Raw genomic sequence first — 17323 nt, 5'->3', positions numbered from 1 at the left:
TCGATACCATATTGAGATAAAAAAATTAAGCGGACGCTCTGATAATCAATTCAGATTGCAGATCTTTTTCATCGTACTGATACCGTGTGCCGTTAATGAGCGAAAGCAGACGCTCAATCGAAATTCGCCCCAGTTGCTCCACAGGCTGGCTGACGGTGGTGAGAGGGACGTTAATCATTTCCGCGACCGGTAAATTATCGAAACCCATTACCGCAAGATCGGTCGGAACCTTAATACCCCTGGCGGTCAGATTGGCAATTAAACCGCACGCCACCTCGTCACTGCCGGCAAAGATGGCATCGGGACGTTTATCGATATCCATCTGCATAATGTTATCGGCAAGACGCTGCCCGTCTTTATAGGTATGCATCTGGCGGAAAATCAGCGCGGGATCAATAGCCAGCTTGCCCGCCTGCATGGCTTCACTAAAGCCGTTATTTCTTCTGCTGCCGTGACCTTTTTGTTGAAACGCGCCGCCGGTGGAGTAGGCGATTTTTTTATAACCTTTGTTAATCAGGTACATCACGGCGTTATAGGTCGCCTGGCGGTCGTCAACTTTTACTACCGGCAGGCTGATATTATCAACGCTGGTATTACACAGCAGAATCGGACCATATTGCTGATATTTTTCCAGCACATTTTTATCGTTTTCGACGGCGCATAAAATAAGGCCATCGATAATTTTCTTCTTCAGCAGATCGAGGCAATTCTTTTCTTCACCCGCGCTGTCGTGGTTTTGCACGATCAGTACCGAATAGCCATTTTTACGCGCGGTGACCTCCAGCGCGTCGACCAGGCTTGCGAAAAACGGGTTGGTGATCCGCGAGATAAGCACGCCGATACGGTATGTTTTTACCCCGCGCATCTGCTGGGCAACGGTGCTTGGCTCGTAATCCAACGCCTTCATTGCCGCCAGAATCTTCTCTTTTTTATCATCGGAGATATAAGGATGATTATTCAGGAAGCGTGAGACCGTCGTCACCGAGAGTCCCGCTTTTTCTGCTACGTCTTTTATCGTTGCCATATCAGTCTATGAAATCGTTATCATAGTGTTGTAAGCTATTTTCAGCAGGTGATTAAGTCAACAACCTTTTTTTAAAACATGATCGGCTTCACAACAAAATGCGAGCGGCCGCTTGTCGCGATAGCCGCTCATCTTCGCCGCGTTTTCCGCAAACGCACTCGCCCCCTGACAAGATCAACATTTGGGCGGAAAATTTGCTAAGAAATGTTAATGAGGCGCATAAATACGTATTTCGCCTCTCGACGTCAGGCGCTGCGCTGCCTATTATTCTGGGGTTTGTTTATTTTGGGAAGTTTCTGAGGGGAGAGACGATGCGAGCTGCGTTTTTAGTAGGGTGTGCCGCGTTATTATTGTCGGCCTGTAGTAGCGAACCGGTTCAACAGGCGACGGCGGCACACGTGTCACCGGGAATGCGTGCCGCGATGAGCAGCTCAGGGCAGGCGAACTGCGCGATGATTGGCGGCTCATTGTCCGTGGCACGACAGCTTGACGGTTCGACAATCGGCATGTGCGCGTTACCTAACGGCAAGCGCTGCAGCGAGCAGGCGTTAGCGGGTGGAAGCTGCGGCAACTACTAGCTGACCAGGTCGGCGAGGGTATAGACCAGGGTCTGATCGGCGGTGGCCAGCGTCAGCTGATGTTCCGTCAGGTCGACCTGTGCGCCATCGCGCAGCATTTTGCTCAGCGTACTGTCCAGCGTATTCTGCCGGGAATCGGCGCACAGCTGACCAGTCATCACCAGCGTTTTGACCTTCAGCTCGCCGTCGCTGATTTTACCTTTCCCGCTAAAGCCGTTGCACATGTTGCCTGAAACATACATATCTTCGCCAAAACTCAGCGCCAGCGGTTTGGTTCCCGCCTTTAGCGCCTGGCCATTGACGCTGGTCAGGACGAAACGATGGTGCTGAAGTTGCTCCGCGCCGGTGGAGACCTTGCTGTTGTAGACGCAGCCAGATAACAGCATTCCTGCCGCCAGCAGTGCAGCAAACTTGTTCATTTTTCCTCCAGAAACATTGATCATATCTATCGAATGAGCACAGTTTAACTTTACTGCGGGCAATTTCTGTCGGGGTTATCTGAATGTGCCCCCCGTGGAAGGAGGGCACAAAAGGGGAAGGATTTTCAGACCAGCGCGTTCGGGCAGGTTTCGCCAGCATCGACCTGGCGCAGGTTATCAAGGGTGGTTTGTGAAATGCTGATCAGCGCTTCGGCGGTGAGGAAAGCCTGATGCCCGGTGAACAACACGTTATGACAGGCAGAGAGGCGACGGAAAACGTCATCCTGAATCACGTCATTGGACTTGTCTTCGAAGAACAGATCGCGCTCGTTCTCATACACGTCCATGCCCAGTGCGCCGATTTTCTGGTGTTTCAGCGCATCGATAGCCGCCTGAGAATCAATCAGCGCCCCGCGACTGGTGTTGATCACCATCACGCCGTTTTTCATTTGCTCAAACGCCGCATGATTCAGCAGATGGTAGTTCTCTTCCGTCAGCGGACAGTGCAGGGAGATAACATCGGACTGCGCATACAGCGTCGGCAAATCGACATACTCGACGCCAAGATCCAGCGCTGCGGCGCTTGGGTAGGGATCGAACGCCAGCAGGCGCATGCCAAACCCTTTCAGAATACGCAGCGTGGCAACGCCGATTTTGCCGGTCCCGATCACCCCGGCGGTTTTACCGTGCATGGTAAAGCCGGTTAAGCCTTCCAGCGAGAAGTTAGCATCGCGGGTACGCTGGTAGGCGCGGTGGATGCGGCGGTTCAACGACATCATCATACCGACGGCATGTTCAGCGACCGCTTCCGGCGAATAGGCGGGAACGCGGACAACGCGCAGACCCAGCTCTTTGGCCGCATCCAGATCGACGTTGTTAAACCCGGCGCAGCGCAGGGCGATGTATTTCACGCCATAGGCTTTCAGCTCTTCCAGTACCGGACGGCTTCCGTCATCGTTGACAAATATGCACACGGCTTCACAACCGTTTGCCGTTTTCGCGGTTTTCCCGGTTAACAGGAAGTCGAAAAATTCGAGTTCAAAGCCATATGTATTATTAACATGCTGAAGGTACTTTTTATCGTACTGCTTTGTACTATACACAGCGATTTTCATAAGACTTTTCTCCAGTGATTATACCGTCACGGTAGCATATTTAAAATATTCGTACAAATCTTAAAAATTAGTTTAACCTGGCGGATATAACCTTAATTCTAGAGCATATCGCTGAATTGAGGTATCTCTTTAAAACACAATGTATTTTACCAAAAACTGAAGCTGAAGGCGCCGGGAGCCAGCAGGAGCAGTGGCCAGAGGAATCCCGAGCTGACATTGGCCAACTGAAAATGCCAGAACGGAGTGCCGCTGACGCCGCTGGCCAGGGGGAGTATGGCGCGCAGCGGTGAGAGAAAACGCCCGAAAAACACCGCCCATGCGCCGTGGCGATGAAGAAAAGCCAGACTACGCGCCAGCCGTTCGCCGCGCAACCAGCGAAGCTGTAGCAGCCGATACTGATGGTGTCGTCCCAGCCACCAGGAGATCCAGAATCCGCCGATTGCCCCCAGACTGGCGCTGAGCCACATAAATAAGAAGTGATTCAGGCTGGCGGAGGCGAGCGGGCCGAGCAGCAATAGTCCGGAAGTGCCCGGCACCAGCAGGGAAATCAGCGCACAGGATTTGCTGAAGGTCAGCAGGAAGACCAGCAGCAGCAGGAAGGAATAGTGGCGTTGGGCATAGTCAATAAGCGAAACAAAAAACTCCACGAGGTCCACCCACTTGTTTGAACGATTCCAGCGAGTGTGACAGGCGCTGGCTAAATGGTGGTTAAATAAGCGAATGGCAAAAATTCACCATAACGATGATGTCTCAGCAACTATTCTTAGGCTGGATAGAAACTTTAACTCGCTGGTCGAACGTGCCACAATACGCGCTACTTTCGGCTTTTACTTTTGTTGAATCAGGATATTAACTGCCCATGAGGGGTAAATATAAAGCCGCCATCGCGCTATTCTTAGCATTGATTCTGCTACCGTTGGCCTTGTTGTCGACGCTTACCCATTGGGTTCCTACCCTGGCAGGGATCTGGCTGCCTGAGGGAACTCGTATTGCGCTGCATGACAGTCCGCGCCTGACGCGTTCTGCGCTGCGCATTCCCGATTTACGCTATCTGGTCGGCGACTGCGAGCTGGCCCGGATAACCAACGCCCGGCTCTCCCATCCCAGCCGCTGGCGGTTGCAGGTTGACGAACTTGATATCAACAGCGCCTGCCTGAGCAAGCTGCCTGAAAGCGAACCGGCATCCGGCGCGCCGCGCACGCTGGCGGAATGGCAGTCCATGCTTCCCTATAGCTGGTTGACAATTGAGAACCTGCGTCTCTCGCCGTGGGAAAAGTGGCAGGGACGGCTGGCGATGTCATTGACTCCGCAGCAGCAGGATATCGGCTACAGCGGTAAAGAGCTGACGCTGCAGGCGCGCCTGCGTGGACAGGCGCTGACGGTGAGCGACTTTTCCGCGCAGCTGATCGAGGGACAGGCACCGGTGAAGCTGGTGGGCGAGTTTCATATGCCGCTGGTGCCGGACGGTTTGCCGGTGGATGGTCATCTGATCGCCACGCTCGAATTTCCGCAGACGGCAGGGCTGGTTGATGCGGAGCTGGAGTGGCAGAAAAACCGTGGACAGTTGCTGGTTACGCCGCGCGGCGATGTGCAGCCGATGCTCGATTTGCCCTGGGAAATCACCCCGGATCGTATTGCCATCAGCGATGGCCGCTGGAGCACCGAGTATGCCGGGTATCCGCTGAGCGGCCGGGTGGCCTTGTCGGTTGGCAACTGGCAACAGGGCACCGAGCAGATGCGGGTCAGCGGTCGTCTCAATGTTCTCACCCACGGCGACGCCGGGAAGGGCAACGCTGTGCTGACGCTAGGTCCTGGCAAACTGAGCATGGACAACAGCGACATGCCGTTGCAGTTAACCGGCGAGGTCAAGCTTGGCGATCTGATTGTCTATGCCGGGCTGCCGGCGAACCTGAGCGGGCCGCTGACCGCGCCTATACTGGCGTTCCATCCCGGCGCGCTGCTGCGCTCCCGTGGTCGGGTCATTGACACGCTCAATATTGATGAAGTCCGCCTGCCGTTAGCCGGGGTGAAGGTCACTCAGCAGGGCATCGACGGCCGTCTGCAGGCCATTTTGCGCGCTCACGAACAGCAAATGGGCGACTTCACGCTGCACCTTGACGGCCAGGCCGACAACTTTATGCCCGACAGCGGCCGCTGGCAGTGGCGCTACTGGGGCGAGGGCCGCTTTACGCCGATGCAGGCGAAGTGGGACGTCAAAGGGGCCGGGGCGTGGGTAGACAATTCGATAGTGCTGAACAGCCTGTCGACGGGCTTCGATAAACTGCAGTACGGCACGATGCTGGTCAGCACGCCGCGGTTAACCTTAGACGAACCGGTTCACTGGCTGCGCGGCGAGCAGCACCCGAAACTGACCGGCACGCTGTCGCTGGATGCGGGTAAAACCAGCTTTAGCAGCGGCAGCGAACTGCCTCCCTCGACCTTAAAGTTCAAGATAGATGGACGGGATCCCACCTGGTTTCAGTTCAACGGGGCGCTCCATGCCAATAAGATAGGTCCCGTGCGGGTCACCGGGCGTTGGGACGGCGAACGTCTGCGGGGCCAGGCCTGGTGGCCGAAACAGTCGTTAACCGTGTTTCAGCCGCTGGTGCCGCCAGACTGGAAAATGAACCTGCGCGAAGGCATGTTGTATGCGCAGGTGGCCTTCTCCGCGGCGGCAGACCAGGGATTTGAAGCCGGTGGCCACGGCGTCTTAAAAGGCGGCAGCGCCTGGATGCCTGATAATCAGATTAATGGCGTAGATTTTGTTCTGCCTTTCCGCTTTAGTCAGGGGACCTGGCAACTGGGGACCCGGCGTCCGGTATCGCTGCGTATCGGCGAAGTCGTCAACCAGGTGACGGCGAAAAACCTCTCGGCGGATCTGCAGGGCTCCTGGCCCTGGAGCGAGAGCGAACCGCTGCAACTGAGTAACGTCAGCGTGGATATTCTCGGGGGTAAGGTGACCATGCAGCAGCTGCGGATGCCGCAGCATGACCCGGCGCTACTGCGTTTACAGCACATCTCCAGCAGCGAACTGGTGAGCGCGATAAATATCAAGCAGTTTGCCATGTCCGGCGCCTTTAACGGCGCGCTGCCGCTGTGGCTGAACAATGACAAATGGATCATTAAAGACGGCTGGCTGGGTAACCCGGGGCCGATGACCTTACGTCTTGATAAGGATATGGCGGATGCGATGGTTAACGACAATATTTCCGCCGGGGCGGCGATTAACTGGCTGCGCTATATGGAGATCTCCCGCTCATGGACGCGCATCGATCTCGATAATCTGGGCATGCTGACGCTGAAGGCGACCATCAGCGGAACCAGCCGCGTCGGGGAGCAGAGTAATACGGTGCATTTAAACTATTCTCATCAAGAGAATATTTTTGACCTGTGGCGCAGTTTACGTTTTGGCGACAATTTACAGGCATGGTTTGAGCAAAATGCCGTGCTCCCCGTGCGCAGCTGTACGGACAGTAAAAAGTGTAAGGAACAACAATGATGAAATTGCTAACGCCGGTGCTGATGACCATGCTGCTGGCGGGCTGTACGCCGCGCATTGAAATCGCGGCGTCAAAAGAGCCGATCACCATCAATATGAATGTCAAAATCGAGCATGAGATTCATATCAAAGTGGATAAGGATGTCGAACAGTTACTGAAGTCGCGTAGCGATCTATTCTGAGGTGGCGATGAGAAAACGACTGTTAACGGCGGCGTTGGCGCTGGGCCTTCTCAGTTCATCGGCGCTGGCGCTGACGCTGGGTGAGGCGCGGCAACAAGGGCGGGTCGGTGAAACGCTGAATGGCTACCTGGCGCCGCTGCGTCAGGACAAGGAAACGCGGGATCTGGTCAAACAGATCAATGCGGCCAGAAGTGAAAGCTATCAGCAGTTGGCGGATGATAATAACCTGCCGGTTGATGAGGTGGCGAAAATGGCCGGGCAAAAACTGGTCTCCCGGGCGCAACCCGGCGAGTATGTTCAGGGACTGAACGGCAAATGGCTGCGGAAATAGCGCGCCCGCCGCTTTTGCCTGGCAGAAGCGGCCGCTGATGAGATGCCCTTTCATCAGCGGCGGCGAGGCCGGATGGCCATAATGGAAGGCTAGCGGTGTTGTTGTAGAATCGTCAGAAAGTCCTGCTTACTGGAGATCAATGACAGCGCATTGGCAATGATTTCATCACTGAAAATAGAGGCGATGTCCTTCAGAACATCAATATGTTCCTTCTCTCTGGCAATCACGCCAATAGCGATAAACATGACGTTGCTTCTGTCCCAGATGACCCCGTCCGGGAACTGAAATATCTCTATTCCGGTTTTGAGGATGATATGGGTCGCGGATTTCGGCAGGTGCGGAAGGGTAATGCCATTGCCTAAAAAGGTGGAAACCTGACGCTCCCTTTCATCAAGAAAAGCGACGCAGTCTGCGCTGACGTAGCCTTTCTGTTTACATTCCGCGCCGAGCAGGGCGAGGACTTCAGCCTTATTTTTTGCCTTGTAGCCAAGGTGAAGGTTTTCTTGCGTAATATTAGCGATCATTGTGAGCGACCTCCGCGCCGTTATTCACCCGCGTATCATATTTAGTAGACGATAACTCTGCTTCTAATTGCTCCAGCGATTTGTTCGAGGTTTCCGGGAGCGCCGTGACCACAAAGATAATTGCCATATAGTTAATGGCCGCAAAAATCAGGAATACCGGGCCAAGGCCGAGTTTGGCCTGGAGCAGCGGAAACAGGTAGCTGACAATGGCATTCATGATCCACATGAAAAACACTGAAATACCCATCGACAGGCCGCGGAATTTCAGCGGGAACAGTTCGGCCAACACCACCCAGGTAATAAAGCCCATCGTCCCTTGCATGACCCCGACAAACATCGCGCCAAGCAGCCAGATGGCCGTCGCTTTGACATCGCCAACCAGCGTGTAATCGACACCGGCAATAATCAGGTGCAGCGTCGCCATAATCGCAAAGCCGTAAATAATGATGGTTTTGCGTTTAAAGCGATCAACAAGGAAAAAGACCCCAACCAGCATTCCGCCCACGGAGAAGACGCCGTTGAGCACATTGCATATTAAAGAGGTTCTTTCTGAGAACCCGGCGGTACTGAGGATCTCGGTGCCATAGTACATAATGACATTGACCCCGGTGGTCTGTTGCAACGCGGCCCAAATGATGCCCACCAGCAGTAATTTAAAAATCCACGGCGTACTGAGAATGGTGACAAATGCGCTTTGTGTACTGAATTTACGATCGGCTTCAACTTTGATAAGGGTGGATATATCGGCGAATTCTTGCGCTGCGCGTTCCGGCGAGCGAATCTGTTTTAAGACTTCCAGCGCTTCCTGATGACGGTTTTTGCTGACCAGCCAGCGCGGACTTTCCGGAGAACGCAACATTCCGACAAATAAACAGATGGCCGGGATGGCCTGGACCATTAACATATATCGCCAGACGTCGGGGAGATGTCCCCAGAGGATGCCAATCACGGCGTTGATGGCAAATGCGGCAAGCTGCCCGATAACAATGGCGACCTCATTTAGCCCCGTGAGTTTACCGCGCATTTCAGTGGGCGCGACTTCAGAAATAAAGGTCGGCGCCGTAACGGAAGCGCCGCCCACGGCATACCCGAGCAGAAAACGGGATATCAGTAATACGGTAATATCCGGCGCGAGGGCCGACATTAATGCCCCGACAAGGAAAATAAATGACAGGCAAAGCAGATATTTTCGTCTGCCAAAATAGTCGGCGAGGGTACCGCCAAAAACGCTGCCAATAGCCGCGCCCACCAGTAATACGCTCATCACCAGACCTTCGGTGGTCGGCGTCAGGCTCATATATTGTTTCAGTGAAGAAAATGCACCATTAATAACCCCGGTGTCATAGCCGAAAAGCAGGCCGCCAAATGTTGCCACGAGCGTTATTTGGTGAAGCCGCTTTCTTTGCTGTACGTTCAGTTTCATGATAGCTGACATTTTCATACCTTTTATTTTCATTAACAGCACCGGTTATGCCGTTTCTCTTCGCCACGGTGACCGCTTTACGGTGGGAAACGAGACGGGTGGTGCGATTATTCGTCTTCATCGCCATAGGCTGAGGAGCAACGGGCGATGAGGCGTGTTTTTGATTGACGGTGTGTTATCAGTGTCTCTGGGTGGTGTGTGGCATCAGTGATGCAGGCTGTCGATATTCACACGGTTAGCCGACAGCACTTTTGCATCGAGCGGGCTGGGCGAATCCGACACCGGGTTTGCGCCTCGCGCAAGAAGCGAGAGAAGCCAACCTGCGGTACGGGGTAGCGTGCCGCCCCGTTGTTTTTCATCGCCAGCTCGTTGCTGTGGCGCAACCGCCGCGGCCGCAACGTGGTCACTGGCATGACCGCGTATCCTGGCGTCCGGGGTGATAAATCTTCTTTCTGTTTCCTTCATGGTCTCCTCCGTGCTTGCGGGTTTGCGTACCGCCGAGAGTGGACAGATTGCGTTTATCGAAGGCTACTATGACAGTTGATAATGAAATAAAATCACAAATAGATCACAAACTGGAAATTTCATTTCATTTTAATTGATTCGGAAGGCGCCGGATTTTGATTTTTGAGATAAAAGGATATGATTGATTTACAATGATAATTGTTGATGGCGTTTGCGGATTTTTCAAAAATAAGCTATTGAATTAAAAGTTAAATTTTTGATACGAGTCACGCTTTTAAACCCATGCGCTTGTTAATGAAATTAAAATTCCATTTTATATTTTTTATACACTTTTGTTTTTTAGGGCAAGGGCTCGGCCATGCGGGAACAGAGGGGAATACGTGGGATGAGGCCTCGGGAACGCCAGAGGCGGGGCCAGCAGCGGATAAAGCGGCTTGAGCTAATTGAGCTGCGGTCACAGCGGGGGTATCGCCGTCAGCAGCGAGGGGCAGGCTATGGCGGGTTTCCGGTCCATTGCCGTATAAATGTCAGCGGCAGCGCTTGCGATATTCTCCAGGCGACACGCCAAAACGCTGTTTGAAGGCGGTAGAGAAGTGGCTGTGGTCGCTGAATCCCCAGCTATAGCCAATTCCTGCCAGCTTTTCGTCATCGCGGGCATTGTGCAGCGCCTGCGCGCAGAGATCGAGACGCCGGTTCTTAATATATTGTGCGACCACCAGACCCTTATCGGCAAACAGCCGGTACAGGCTGCGAACCGACATCCCGGTCTCGCTGGCCAGCCATTCCGGGCGCAGATGTTCCGCCTGTATCGACTCATCAATTAAATCCATAATCTTCTGAAACTGCTTCTCCCTGCGTGACGGTTGGGCGTCGTGATGATGCAGCATCGGTCGCAGCAGACAGACGATGGCCTCCAGCGCCGCGGCACTCTCACTTTCCGACAGCCCCGGGCTGCACATACTTTCCTGCAACAGCCGTTGGCTGAGCTGGACCATCGGCAGCGATTTTTCCAGCCGCGTGGCGATGCTTATCTCACTGCCGCGCAGCTGTTGTTCAAGCAACTGACGAGGGAGCAGCAGGGAGGCCTGGCGCGAGGTCTGCTGCCAGAAAAGAGAGCAGGGGCGCGATGCATCAATCAGGGTGATGTCGCCGGCGTCAAGGACCACCTGGCGATCGTCCTGCTCGATGACCGCCTGGCCGGAGAGCTGGAAGACGGTATAAAACCAGTCGTCATTGCTGCGCTTAATTTCGTTGCGGGTGCGGAACAGATTGACGCTGCTGGCGGTGACGGTGCTGACTTTGAGAGTGCCCGCATAGCTGGCGTCAATCTCCCCGTGAAAGCGACCTTCCAGCGGACGAGCGGCAAAATGGCCGCAGACCTGATTGATTTTTGCCAACCAGCGCTGGTAGTCCTGTCCGTACTCCGCCGTCGCCATAATCTGTCTCATGTAAACATAATGTTTTTGTATTGTTGCATTTTAACGGCTGCAGGCAAGAGCGAGGCGCCGGGTATATGAAAGAACTATTACCTGAGGCACATTTCTGCCGCCGCAATATGTTGAATTGCGGCGGCTGTCACAGCGGCACAAACGAATGTCACAGAGAAAAAAGCGCGATCGTCAGCCGCGTCGTAGACTGAATTCACGATCCGTGAGCAATAGGGAGGCGATATGTCCACAGCACAGGTAGCGCTGCTTGCCAGCGTTCAACAGTTTTTAGACAGACAGCATGGTTTATATATCGACGGTCACCAGCAGGCCTCGCAGAGCGAACAGCGCCTGACCGTCTGGAACCCGGCAACCGGGCAGGCCATCGCCAGCACGGCGGATGCTAACGCGGCCGATGTCGATCGCGCGGTGATGTCGGCCTGGCGCGCCTTTGTCGCCCGCAGCTGGGCGGGGCGCACGCCGGCTGAGCGTGAGCGCATCCTGCTGCGTTTTGCCGATCTGGTCGAACAGCATGGCGAAGAGCTGGCGCAGCTGGAAACCCTGGAGCAGGGGAAATCCATCCAGATTTCTCGCGCATTTGAAGTGGGCTGTACGCTGAACTGGATGCGTTATACCGCCGGGCTGACGACCAAAATCAGCGGGCGCACGCTCGATGTGTCGATTCCGTTCCCGCCGGGAGCGCGCTATCAGGCATGGACCCGAAAAGAGCCGGTGGGCGTTGTCGCCGGTATCGTGCCGTGGAACTTCCCGCTGATGATCGGCATGTGGAAAGTGATGCCGGCGCTGGCGGCAGGGTGCTCTATTGTCATTAAGCCGTCGGAGACCACGCCGCTGACGCTACTGCGCGTTGCCGAACTGGCCAGCGAGGCGGGGATCCCGGACGGGGTATTTAACGTTGTGACCGGCAGCGGCACCGGATGCGGCTCGGCGCTAACCTCCCATCCGCAGGTGGCGAAAGTCAGCTTCACCGGCTCCACTGCGACCGGTAAGCATATCGCCAGAGTGGCCGCCGACCGTCTGACCCGCGTGACGCTGGAGCTGGGAGGGAAAAACCCGGCAATTGTGCTGAAAGATGCCAACCCGGAGTGGGTAATCGAAGGGCTGATGACCGGCAGCTTCCTCAATCAGGGCCAGGTCTGCGCCGCCAGCTCGCGTATCTATATTGAAGCCCCGCTGTTCGATAAGCTGGTGAGTGGTTTTGAACAGGCGGTGAAATCGCTACAGGTGGGACCGGGGATGCTGGAAACGACCCAGATTAACCCGGTGGTATCGAAAGGGCACTGCGAGAAAGTGGCGGCTTATCTCGATGAGGCGCGTAAGCAAAATGCGGAGCTGATTTCCGGCCAGGTTGGTCCGAATCCGCAGGGCTATTACATTGCGCCAACGCTGGTCATTAACCCGGACGCCGGGCTGCGCCTGAACCGGGAAGAGGTCTTTGGGCCGGTGGTCAATCTGGTGTGCGTCGCCGATGGCGAAGAGGCGCTGCGCCTTGCTAACGACAGCGATTTCGGTCTGACCGCCAGCGTCTGGACCAGCGATTTGACGCAGGCGCTGAGCTACACCGAACGCCTGCAGGCCGGGACGGTGTGGGTCAACAGCCATACGCTTATCGATGCCAACCTGCCGTTTGGCGGTATGAAGCAGTCCGGAACCGGGCGCGACTTTGGCCCCGACTGGCTCGACGACTGGTGCGAAACGAAATCGGTCTGCGTGCGTTATTAATTCCCGCCCCAGCGCCTGACGCCCGGCAATGAACCGCGGCGTCGGGCGCTCTCCACTTCTCTTTGTACTCTGTTCTGTACAGCGTGCCCGTCGTTATCCGCGAACAAGGGTTGCTGAATCAGCACATTTATCGCTACTGTTAATGCTTTCCCGCCATGGTGGCGGAGCTTATCATCAGGAGGCGGATATGATGTCGAAGGAGCCTGCCGTTGCCCTTCTTGGCCCCGGCGCGATTGGCACCACGATAGCCGCAGCGCTACATGAGGTGGGGCGCACGCCGGTGGTGTGCGGACGAACATCTCATGCGCAGCTGTTGCTCAAATTCGATGGCGGAGAGATTACGGTCCCCGGTCCGGTACTGACCGACCCCACGGCCATTGTGCGGCCGTTTTCGCTGGTTTTCGTTGCGGTCAAAGCGACCCAGAACCCCGATATTGCCCCGTGGCTGACCGCGTTGTGCGATGAAAAAACGGTGGTGTGCGTGTTGCAAAACGGCGTCGAACAGCAGGCGCAGTTTGCCGATCACGTCGCGGGAGCGACGGTGTTGCCCGCGGTGGTATGGTTTCCGGCGCAGCGCGAACCCGATGCCTCCGTCTGGCTGCGAGCGACGCCCCGGCTGACCTTGCCGGATCTGCCGCAGGCCCGGCTGGTACAGCAAACGCTGCAAGGCACCCGCTGCGCGGTGGAGCTGGCCGATGACTTCACCACCGTCGCCTGGCGTAAGCTGTTGCAAAATGCGGTGGCTGGCCTGATGGTGTTGACGGGCCGTCGGGCCGGTATGTTCGCCCGTGACGATATCACCGACATCGCGCTGGCCTATTTACGCGAATGCCTGCTCGTCGCGCGCGCGGAAGGCGCCAGGCTGAGCGACAGCGTGCCGCAGGAAATTGTTGAAGGATTCCATCGTGCGCCGCCCGATCTCAGTACTTCGATTTTGATTGACCGCGAAAGCGGGCGGCCGCTGGAATGGGCGATTCGTAACGGCGTGGTACAGCGCCGCGGGCGCCTGCACGGCATTGCGACGCCGCTGAGCGATCTTATCGTACCGCTGCTGGCGGCCGCCAGCGACGGACCCGGCTGACGGGGGAACGCGGCGGCGAGGATCTGGCGAGCGTTGGCTATTATCTCGTTTTTACTCTTCTGAATGCCGACTATGCTGCAACACGCGCTTTGTTATCACCACTATGGGCCGCCATCATCGGCGCTGACGCTGCGCATCTTTCCTTTACCGCTGCTGGCGGCAGGGAAGGTGCGGGTTAAAATGCGCTACGCCGCGGTTAATCCTTCCGACCTTATCCCGGTGACCGGCGCCTATCGCCACCGCACCCGGCTCCCGGCGACGGCGGGCTATGAAGGGGTTGGCGTGGTGGTTGACGCGCCGCCAGGCGTCAGCGTGGCGCCCGGTCAGCGGGTACTGCCTCTACGGGGCGCGGGCACCTGGCAGAGCTATCTGGATATCGACGCACGCTGGCTGGTACCGGTCCCTGATGAGATTGACGATCGGCTGGCCGCCCGCGCTTATATTAACCCTCTGACCGCGCTGCTGATGCTCCGGCGGTGGCCGGTAGCGGGGCAAAACATTGTACTGACCGCGGCGGGCTCCTCGTGTGCCAGCCTGCTGGCGCAGTGGGCGTTGCTAAAAGGAGCGCGTTCGGTGAGCGGGGCGATCCGTTCGCAGCGGCATTTTCACCGCCTGGCGCAGCAGGGTGTTTATCCTGTGCTGGAGAGCGACCGGTTGATGCTGGAACAGGTGAGTCATCACGCCGATCGGGTGTTTGATGCCGTCGGCGGCGGCCTGGCGAATGCGATATTGTCGGTGCTGCCGGAGCGGGCTGAGCTGGTGTCCTACGGATTGTTGTCCGGGCAGGCGCTGAGTCAAACCCGGGCGACGCCCAGGGTGTATAAATTTCATCTGCGTGAGGCGCTGGCCGCGCTTTCAACCGCCGCGTGGCAGGCGGCATTTCGCGAAATCTGGCCGCTGTTGCAGGCAACGCAGCTGCCGCCTGCGCAAGTGATCCCCCTGAGTCGCTGGCGTGAGGCGATAAGCGCCCGCGCTCCGGGAGACGGTCACGGTAAAATCCTGCTCGATTTTACCGCTGAGGATTAGACCGCCGCAGGCAAGCGTGAACCGTTGACGGCATCCGTGCCGTCATCAGCGCGACAAACCTACTTTTTCTTTTCGCCCAGCGTCGGGGTTTCATCAAAGAAGTTCCACGGTTTCAACAGCGCATGCGCCCATTCGGTCGGCATAATCGGCCACTCTTCCGCCCGCGCCACGTGGGTGGTGCCGGTGGTTATCCAGACCACGTCATCATGGTTGGTCAGCGACTCGTTATCCTTCGCATAGGCGCCAAGGCCGGTATCATGGGTCGAGCGGTTGGGGTATTTCCCTTCCGGGTAACGCTCTGACGGATGATAGCGGGTGACCCACAGCTGTTTATCCATAAAGCTCAGACGGTGGTAAATCCACTCATCCGGCGCGAATTTAGCGCCGGTTGCCACCGGGTGGGTGCCGCCCGCGTACGGGATAATCTGATACGACACCGGGTTACCCATCCGGTTCTCTTTGGTAGTGTTGCTCAGCAGGCGAATGGTTCCCGGATCGAACTTCTGCGCCGCTTGTTGTTCACTGTCGATGGTGTACTGGTTAATCTGCATGGTGCTGGTGCGCGGGCCGCCGGCGGTATTGGGCTTCACTTGCGGGTCCATGGCCACCAGCGTGTTGTTCTCGCCATCAACGTCAAGGTCGAGGCGGAAGTTGTAGATATGCTGGTGGGTAGTACCGACGATGTTATGGTCGATCAGCGTCCCGTAACGGGTATCTTCTTTGGCGCTCGGATCGTGCATGGTCTTCGCCATGACGCCTTTGACCGCTTCGATTCCGGTGGCGCCGGCGTCGATGCCGATGGTGCCGTTCTCGTGGAACACCCAGTCAAAGATATAGTCGTAGTTGCCGACGGTACTGATCCAGCGCACCACCAGCTCGCGGCGCTCGGTGCTGACGTTCGGTTGGCCCATCTCCTGATGTTTGTATTCCGGACCGGCATAGCGCTCGAAGATCGCGATAGCATGCGGGATGGTGGTCGGTGCCCCGGTATAATCAGCAATGGTTTCATCCAGCAGGACCGAGTTCGCCGGCGCATCTTTGCCGCGAACGATCGGCGAGGTCAGGGTGCCCATGCCGTAGTCGCCGGAGTCGAGATAGGCTTTGAAGTACCAGCCCACGTCCGGGTCACCGTAAGGCACGATCATCCCGCCCAGCGAGCCTTCATACATCACCTGACGTTTCTGCCCGTTGTCGTTGTAGGTCACGGTGGAGAGAATCGGCCCGACGCGGGAGTTCAGCCGCAGGTGGAAATCCCAGTTCTGCCAGTGAATCATGTCGCCGGTAATGGTGTAGTTTTTGCCTTCCGGTTCGGTGATATCCAGCGGTTTAACCGCGGCAGCCACGCGGTCGCGGCCATCATAAGGACGCGATTCCATCGGCACCGGGATCACCGGACCCTCTTCAATTTTGATGATTTTCTTCTGCTCAAGATCCACCACGGCGACCAGGTTTTCGATCGGGTGCGCCCAGTAGTTGCCGTCGCCGGTATCCAGATAGCTCACCACTTTCAGCAGGCGGGAATCCTGCTTCAGGCCATCTTTGCCGTCAAAGTAACCGACGGTCAGCGGGGTGGTAATGACTTTTTTGCTGTCGGTGATGCCGTGTTTTTTGAGCACCGCGGCAAATTCGTCACTGGCGTTAATGATGTTCTGCACGCTGGCGAAATCATCCAGCAGGACCATGCCGTGAGCGTCTTTAATCGGTTGCCAGGAGAGGATTTTCTTATTCTGTAAATCCACCACGCTTTCGATGACCTGTTTGCCATCGAGCATCACCACGTCAGCGGTGCGCGGTGCCTCAACGGCGGTTCCTTTAAGCGCGAAGGCCCACACCGCCGCTTTATCCGGCTCGTGCAGCGAGATTTCGGTAAAACGGGTGTTGGGGCGGAATTGCGGCGAGGCTTTGACAATCGTTACCGCTTCGCTGATTTCCGCCGCAGATAACGAGTTGAGCGGATGCGGGCGTTTCTCGACCTGGAAGGTTTGATCAAGACCGGACTGGAAGACATCGTTGATAAAGGTATCCGAGACCCACGCCTTGCCGTCTTTCATCACTACCGGAACCGGTAAATCCAGCGATTTGCCGTTGACGATGGCCGTTTTTGCGCCGGGCTTCACTTTGACGTAGGCGCCGTCCTTCATCAGGGTAAACATCTGGGCATAATCATCCCACTGCACGTCGGCGCCAAACGCCTGCAGCGTTTTATCCATCGGGACCATATGCGCCTCGTCGCCGTGCGCGAACACCGGTGATTGCCAGGCACAAAACAGCGCAACGGCCAGGGATAAAGCCGTTTTACGCGGGGAACGCATTGAGTTATTTGCCATTGTGACCTCATCTTATATTTATATTCCCGTCATGCTTTGGGTTGCATCTACGGTGACCACGCGTCCCTGCTGACTGCCTGCAACGCCAATGATTCCGGCGCGTTGTGTTGTCGCTTGCCGCTGCGAAATGTCGGCTTTACTCGCTTTAACCTACCAGCG

The 17323-nt window shown here is 56.3% G+C and carries 16 protein-coding genes; 7 read left to right on the top strand and 9 right to left on the bottom strand.

Annotated elements, in window-relative coordinates; translation table 11 throughout:
* Positions 1 to 25: 25 nt before the first annotated feature.
* Complete coding sequence (locus tag Electrica_RS13475) at positions 26 to 1024, bottom strand: LacI family DNA-binding transcriptional regulator (RefSeq protein WP_141964699.1); 999 nt, start codon at positions 1022 to 1024, stop codon at positions 26 to 28.
* 311 nt (positions 1025 to 1335) lie between these two features.
* Here Electrica_RS13475 and Electrica_RS13470 point away from each other — a divergent pair, with 311 nt between their 5' ends.
* Complete coding sequence (locus Electrica_RS13470; RefSeq protein WP_100685215.1) at positions 1336 to 1602, top strand: putative hemolysin; 267 nt, start codon at positions 1336 to 1338, stop codon at positions 1600 to 1602.
* Here the strand turns inward: Electrica_RS13470 and hslJ are convergent.
* The 3 genes from hslJ to Electrica_RS13455 all read right to left on the bottom strand — a co-directional run bounded on the left by hslJ (position 1599) and on the right by Electrica_RS13455 (position 3783).
* Positions 1599 to 2021, bottom strand: coding sequence for a heat shock protein HslJ (hslJ, locus tag Electrica_RS13465; RefSeq protein WP_141964698.1), 423 nt, complete (start codon positions 2019 to 2021; stop codon positions 1599 to 1601). The genes Electrica_RS13470 and hslJ overlap by 4 nt on opposite strands.
* A 125-nt stretch (positions 2022 to 2146) precedes the next feature.
* A complete protein-coding gene (locus tag Electrica_RS13460) occupies positions 2147 to 3136 on the bottom strand; it encodes a 2-hydroxyacid dehydrogenase (protein ID WP_100685184.1) in 990 nt (329 codons plus the stop codon).
* A gap of 146 nt (positions 3137 to 3282) precedes the next feature.
* Positions 3283 to 3783 (bottom strand): DedA family protein, encoded by a 501-nt coding sequence (locus Electrica_RS13455; protein ID WP_141964697.1) that lies wholly within the window; start codon positions 3781 to 3783, stop codon positions 3283 to 3285.
* Between the two features lie 212 nt (positions 3784 to 3995).
* On the opposite strand from Electrica_RS13455, the gene Electrica_RS13450 reads away from it, so the two are divergent.
* Genes Electrica_RS13450 through Electrica_RS13440 form a run of 3 tightly spaced genes read left to right on the top strand, consistent with a single transcriptional unit; the run spans position 3996 to position 7148 of the window.
* Positions 3996 to 6635, top strand: coding sequence for a YdbH family protein (locus Electrica_RS13450; protein ID WP_141964696.1), 2640 nt, complete (start codon positions 3996 to 3998; stop codon positions 6633 to 6635).
* Positions 6632 to 6817 (top strand): YnbE family lipoprotein, encoded by a 186-nt coding sequence (locus Electrica_RS13445; protein ID WP_100685181.1) that lies wholly within the window; start codon positions 6632 to 6634, stop codon positions 6815 to 6817. The genes Electrica_RS13450 and Electrica_RS13445 overlap by 4 nt, the downstream gene beginning before the upstream one ends.
* A gap of 7 nt (positions 6818 to 6824) precedes the next feature.
* Positions 6825 to 7148 carry a YdbL family protein gene (locus Electrica_RS13440; protein ID WP_131049784.1) on the top strand — a complete coding sequence of 108 codons (324 nt, stop codon included), beginning with the start codon at positions 6825 to 6827 and terminating at the stop codon, positions 7146 to 7148.
* Positions 7149 to 7237: 89 nt separating this feature from the next.
* Here Electrica_RS13440 and Electrica_RS13435 read toward each other — a convergent pair whose 3' ends face one another.
* The 4 genes from Electrica_RS13435 to feaR all read right to left on the bottom strand — a co-directional run bounded on the left by Electrica_RS13435 (position 7238) and on the right by feaR (position 10999).
* Positions 7238 to 7672, bottom strand: a complete 435-nt coding sequence (locus Electrica_RS13435) for a PTS sugar transporter subunit IIA (RefSeq protein WP_131049785.1) — start codon at positions 7670 to 7672, stop codon at positions 7238 to 7240.
* A complete protein-coding gene (locus Electrica_RS13430; protein ID WP_100685214.1) occupies positions 7662 to 9107 on the bottom strand; it encodes a sugar porter family MFS transporter in 1446 nt (481 codons plus the stop codon). Before Electrica_RS13430 ends, Electrica_RS13435 begins: the two co-directional genes overlap by 11 nt.
* 192 nt (positions 9108 to 9299) lie before the next feature.
* Entirely contained in the window at positions 9300 to 9560 is a 261-nt protein-coding gene (locus tag Electrica_RS13425; RefSeq protein ID WP_141964695.1) for a hypothetical protein, read from the bottom strand.
* 527 nt (positions 9561 to 10087) lie between these two features.
* Positions 10088 to 10999 carry a transcriptional regulator FeaR gene (gene feaR, locus Electrica_RS13420; RefSeq protein WP_167686273.1) on the bottom strand — a complete coding sequence of 304 codons (912 nt, stop codon included), beginning with the start codon at positions 10997 to 10999 and terminating at the stop codon, positions 10088 to 10090.
* A gap of 231 nt (positions 11000 to 11230) precedes the next feature.
* On the opposite strand from feaR, the gene Electrica_RS13415 reads away from it, so the two are divergent.
* The 3 genes from Electrica_RS13415 to Electrica_RS13405 all read left to right on the top strand — a co-directional run bounded on the left by Electrica_RS13415 (position 11231) and on the right by Electrica_RS13405 (position 14837).
* A complete protein-coding gene (locus Electrica_RS13415) occupies positions 11231 to 12730 on the top strand; it encodes an aldehyde dehydrogenase family protein (RefSeq protein WP_141964693.1) in 1500 nt (499 codons plus the stop codon).
* A 190-nt stretch (positions 12731 to 12920) separates the two neighbouring features.
* Positions 12921 to 13811: an oxidoreductase gene (locus tag Electrica_RS13410; RefSeq protein ID WP_100685213.1), complete on the top strand. Its 891-nt coding sequence runs from the start codon at positions 12921 to 12923 to the stop codon at positions 13809 to 13811.
* A gap of 72 nt (positions 13812 to 13883) precedes the next feature.
* Positions 13884 to 14837 (top strand): zinc-dependent alcohol dehydrogenase family protein, encoded by a 954-nt coding sequence (locus Electrica_RS13405; protein ID WP_141964692.1) that lies wholly within the window; start codon positions 13884 to 13886, stop codon positions 14835 to 14837.
* A gap of 59 nt (positions 14838 to 14896) precedes the next feature.
* Here Electrica_RS13405 and tynA read toward each other — a convergent pair whose 3' ends face one another.
* Entirely contained in the window at positions 14897 to 17164 is a 2268-nt protein-coding gene (gene tynA, locus Electrica_RS13400) for a primary-amine oxidase (RefSeq protein ID WP_131049791.1), read from the bottom strand.
* Positions 17165 to 17323 lie beyond the last annotated feature (159 nt).

Origin of the sequence: Klebsiella electrica (assembly GCF_006711645.1) — a bacterium.
In the GTDB taxonomy this organism is placed as follows: Bacteria; Pseudomonadota; Gammaproteobacteria; order Enterobacterales; family Enterobacteriaceae; genus Klebsiella; species Klebsiella electrica.
Note: the sequence above shows the minus strand (reverse complement) of the source record. Positions and strands in the feature narration are given on the sequence as shown.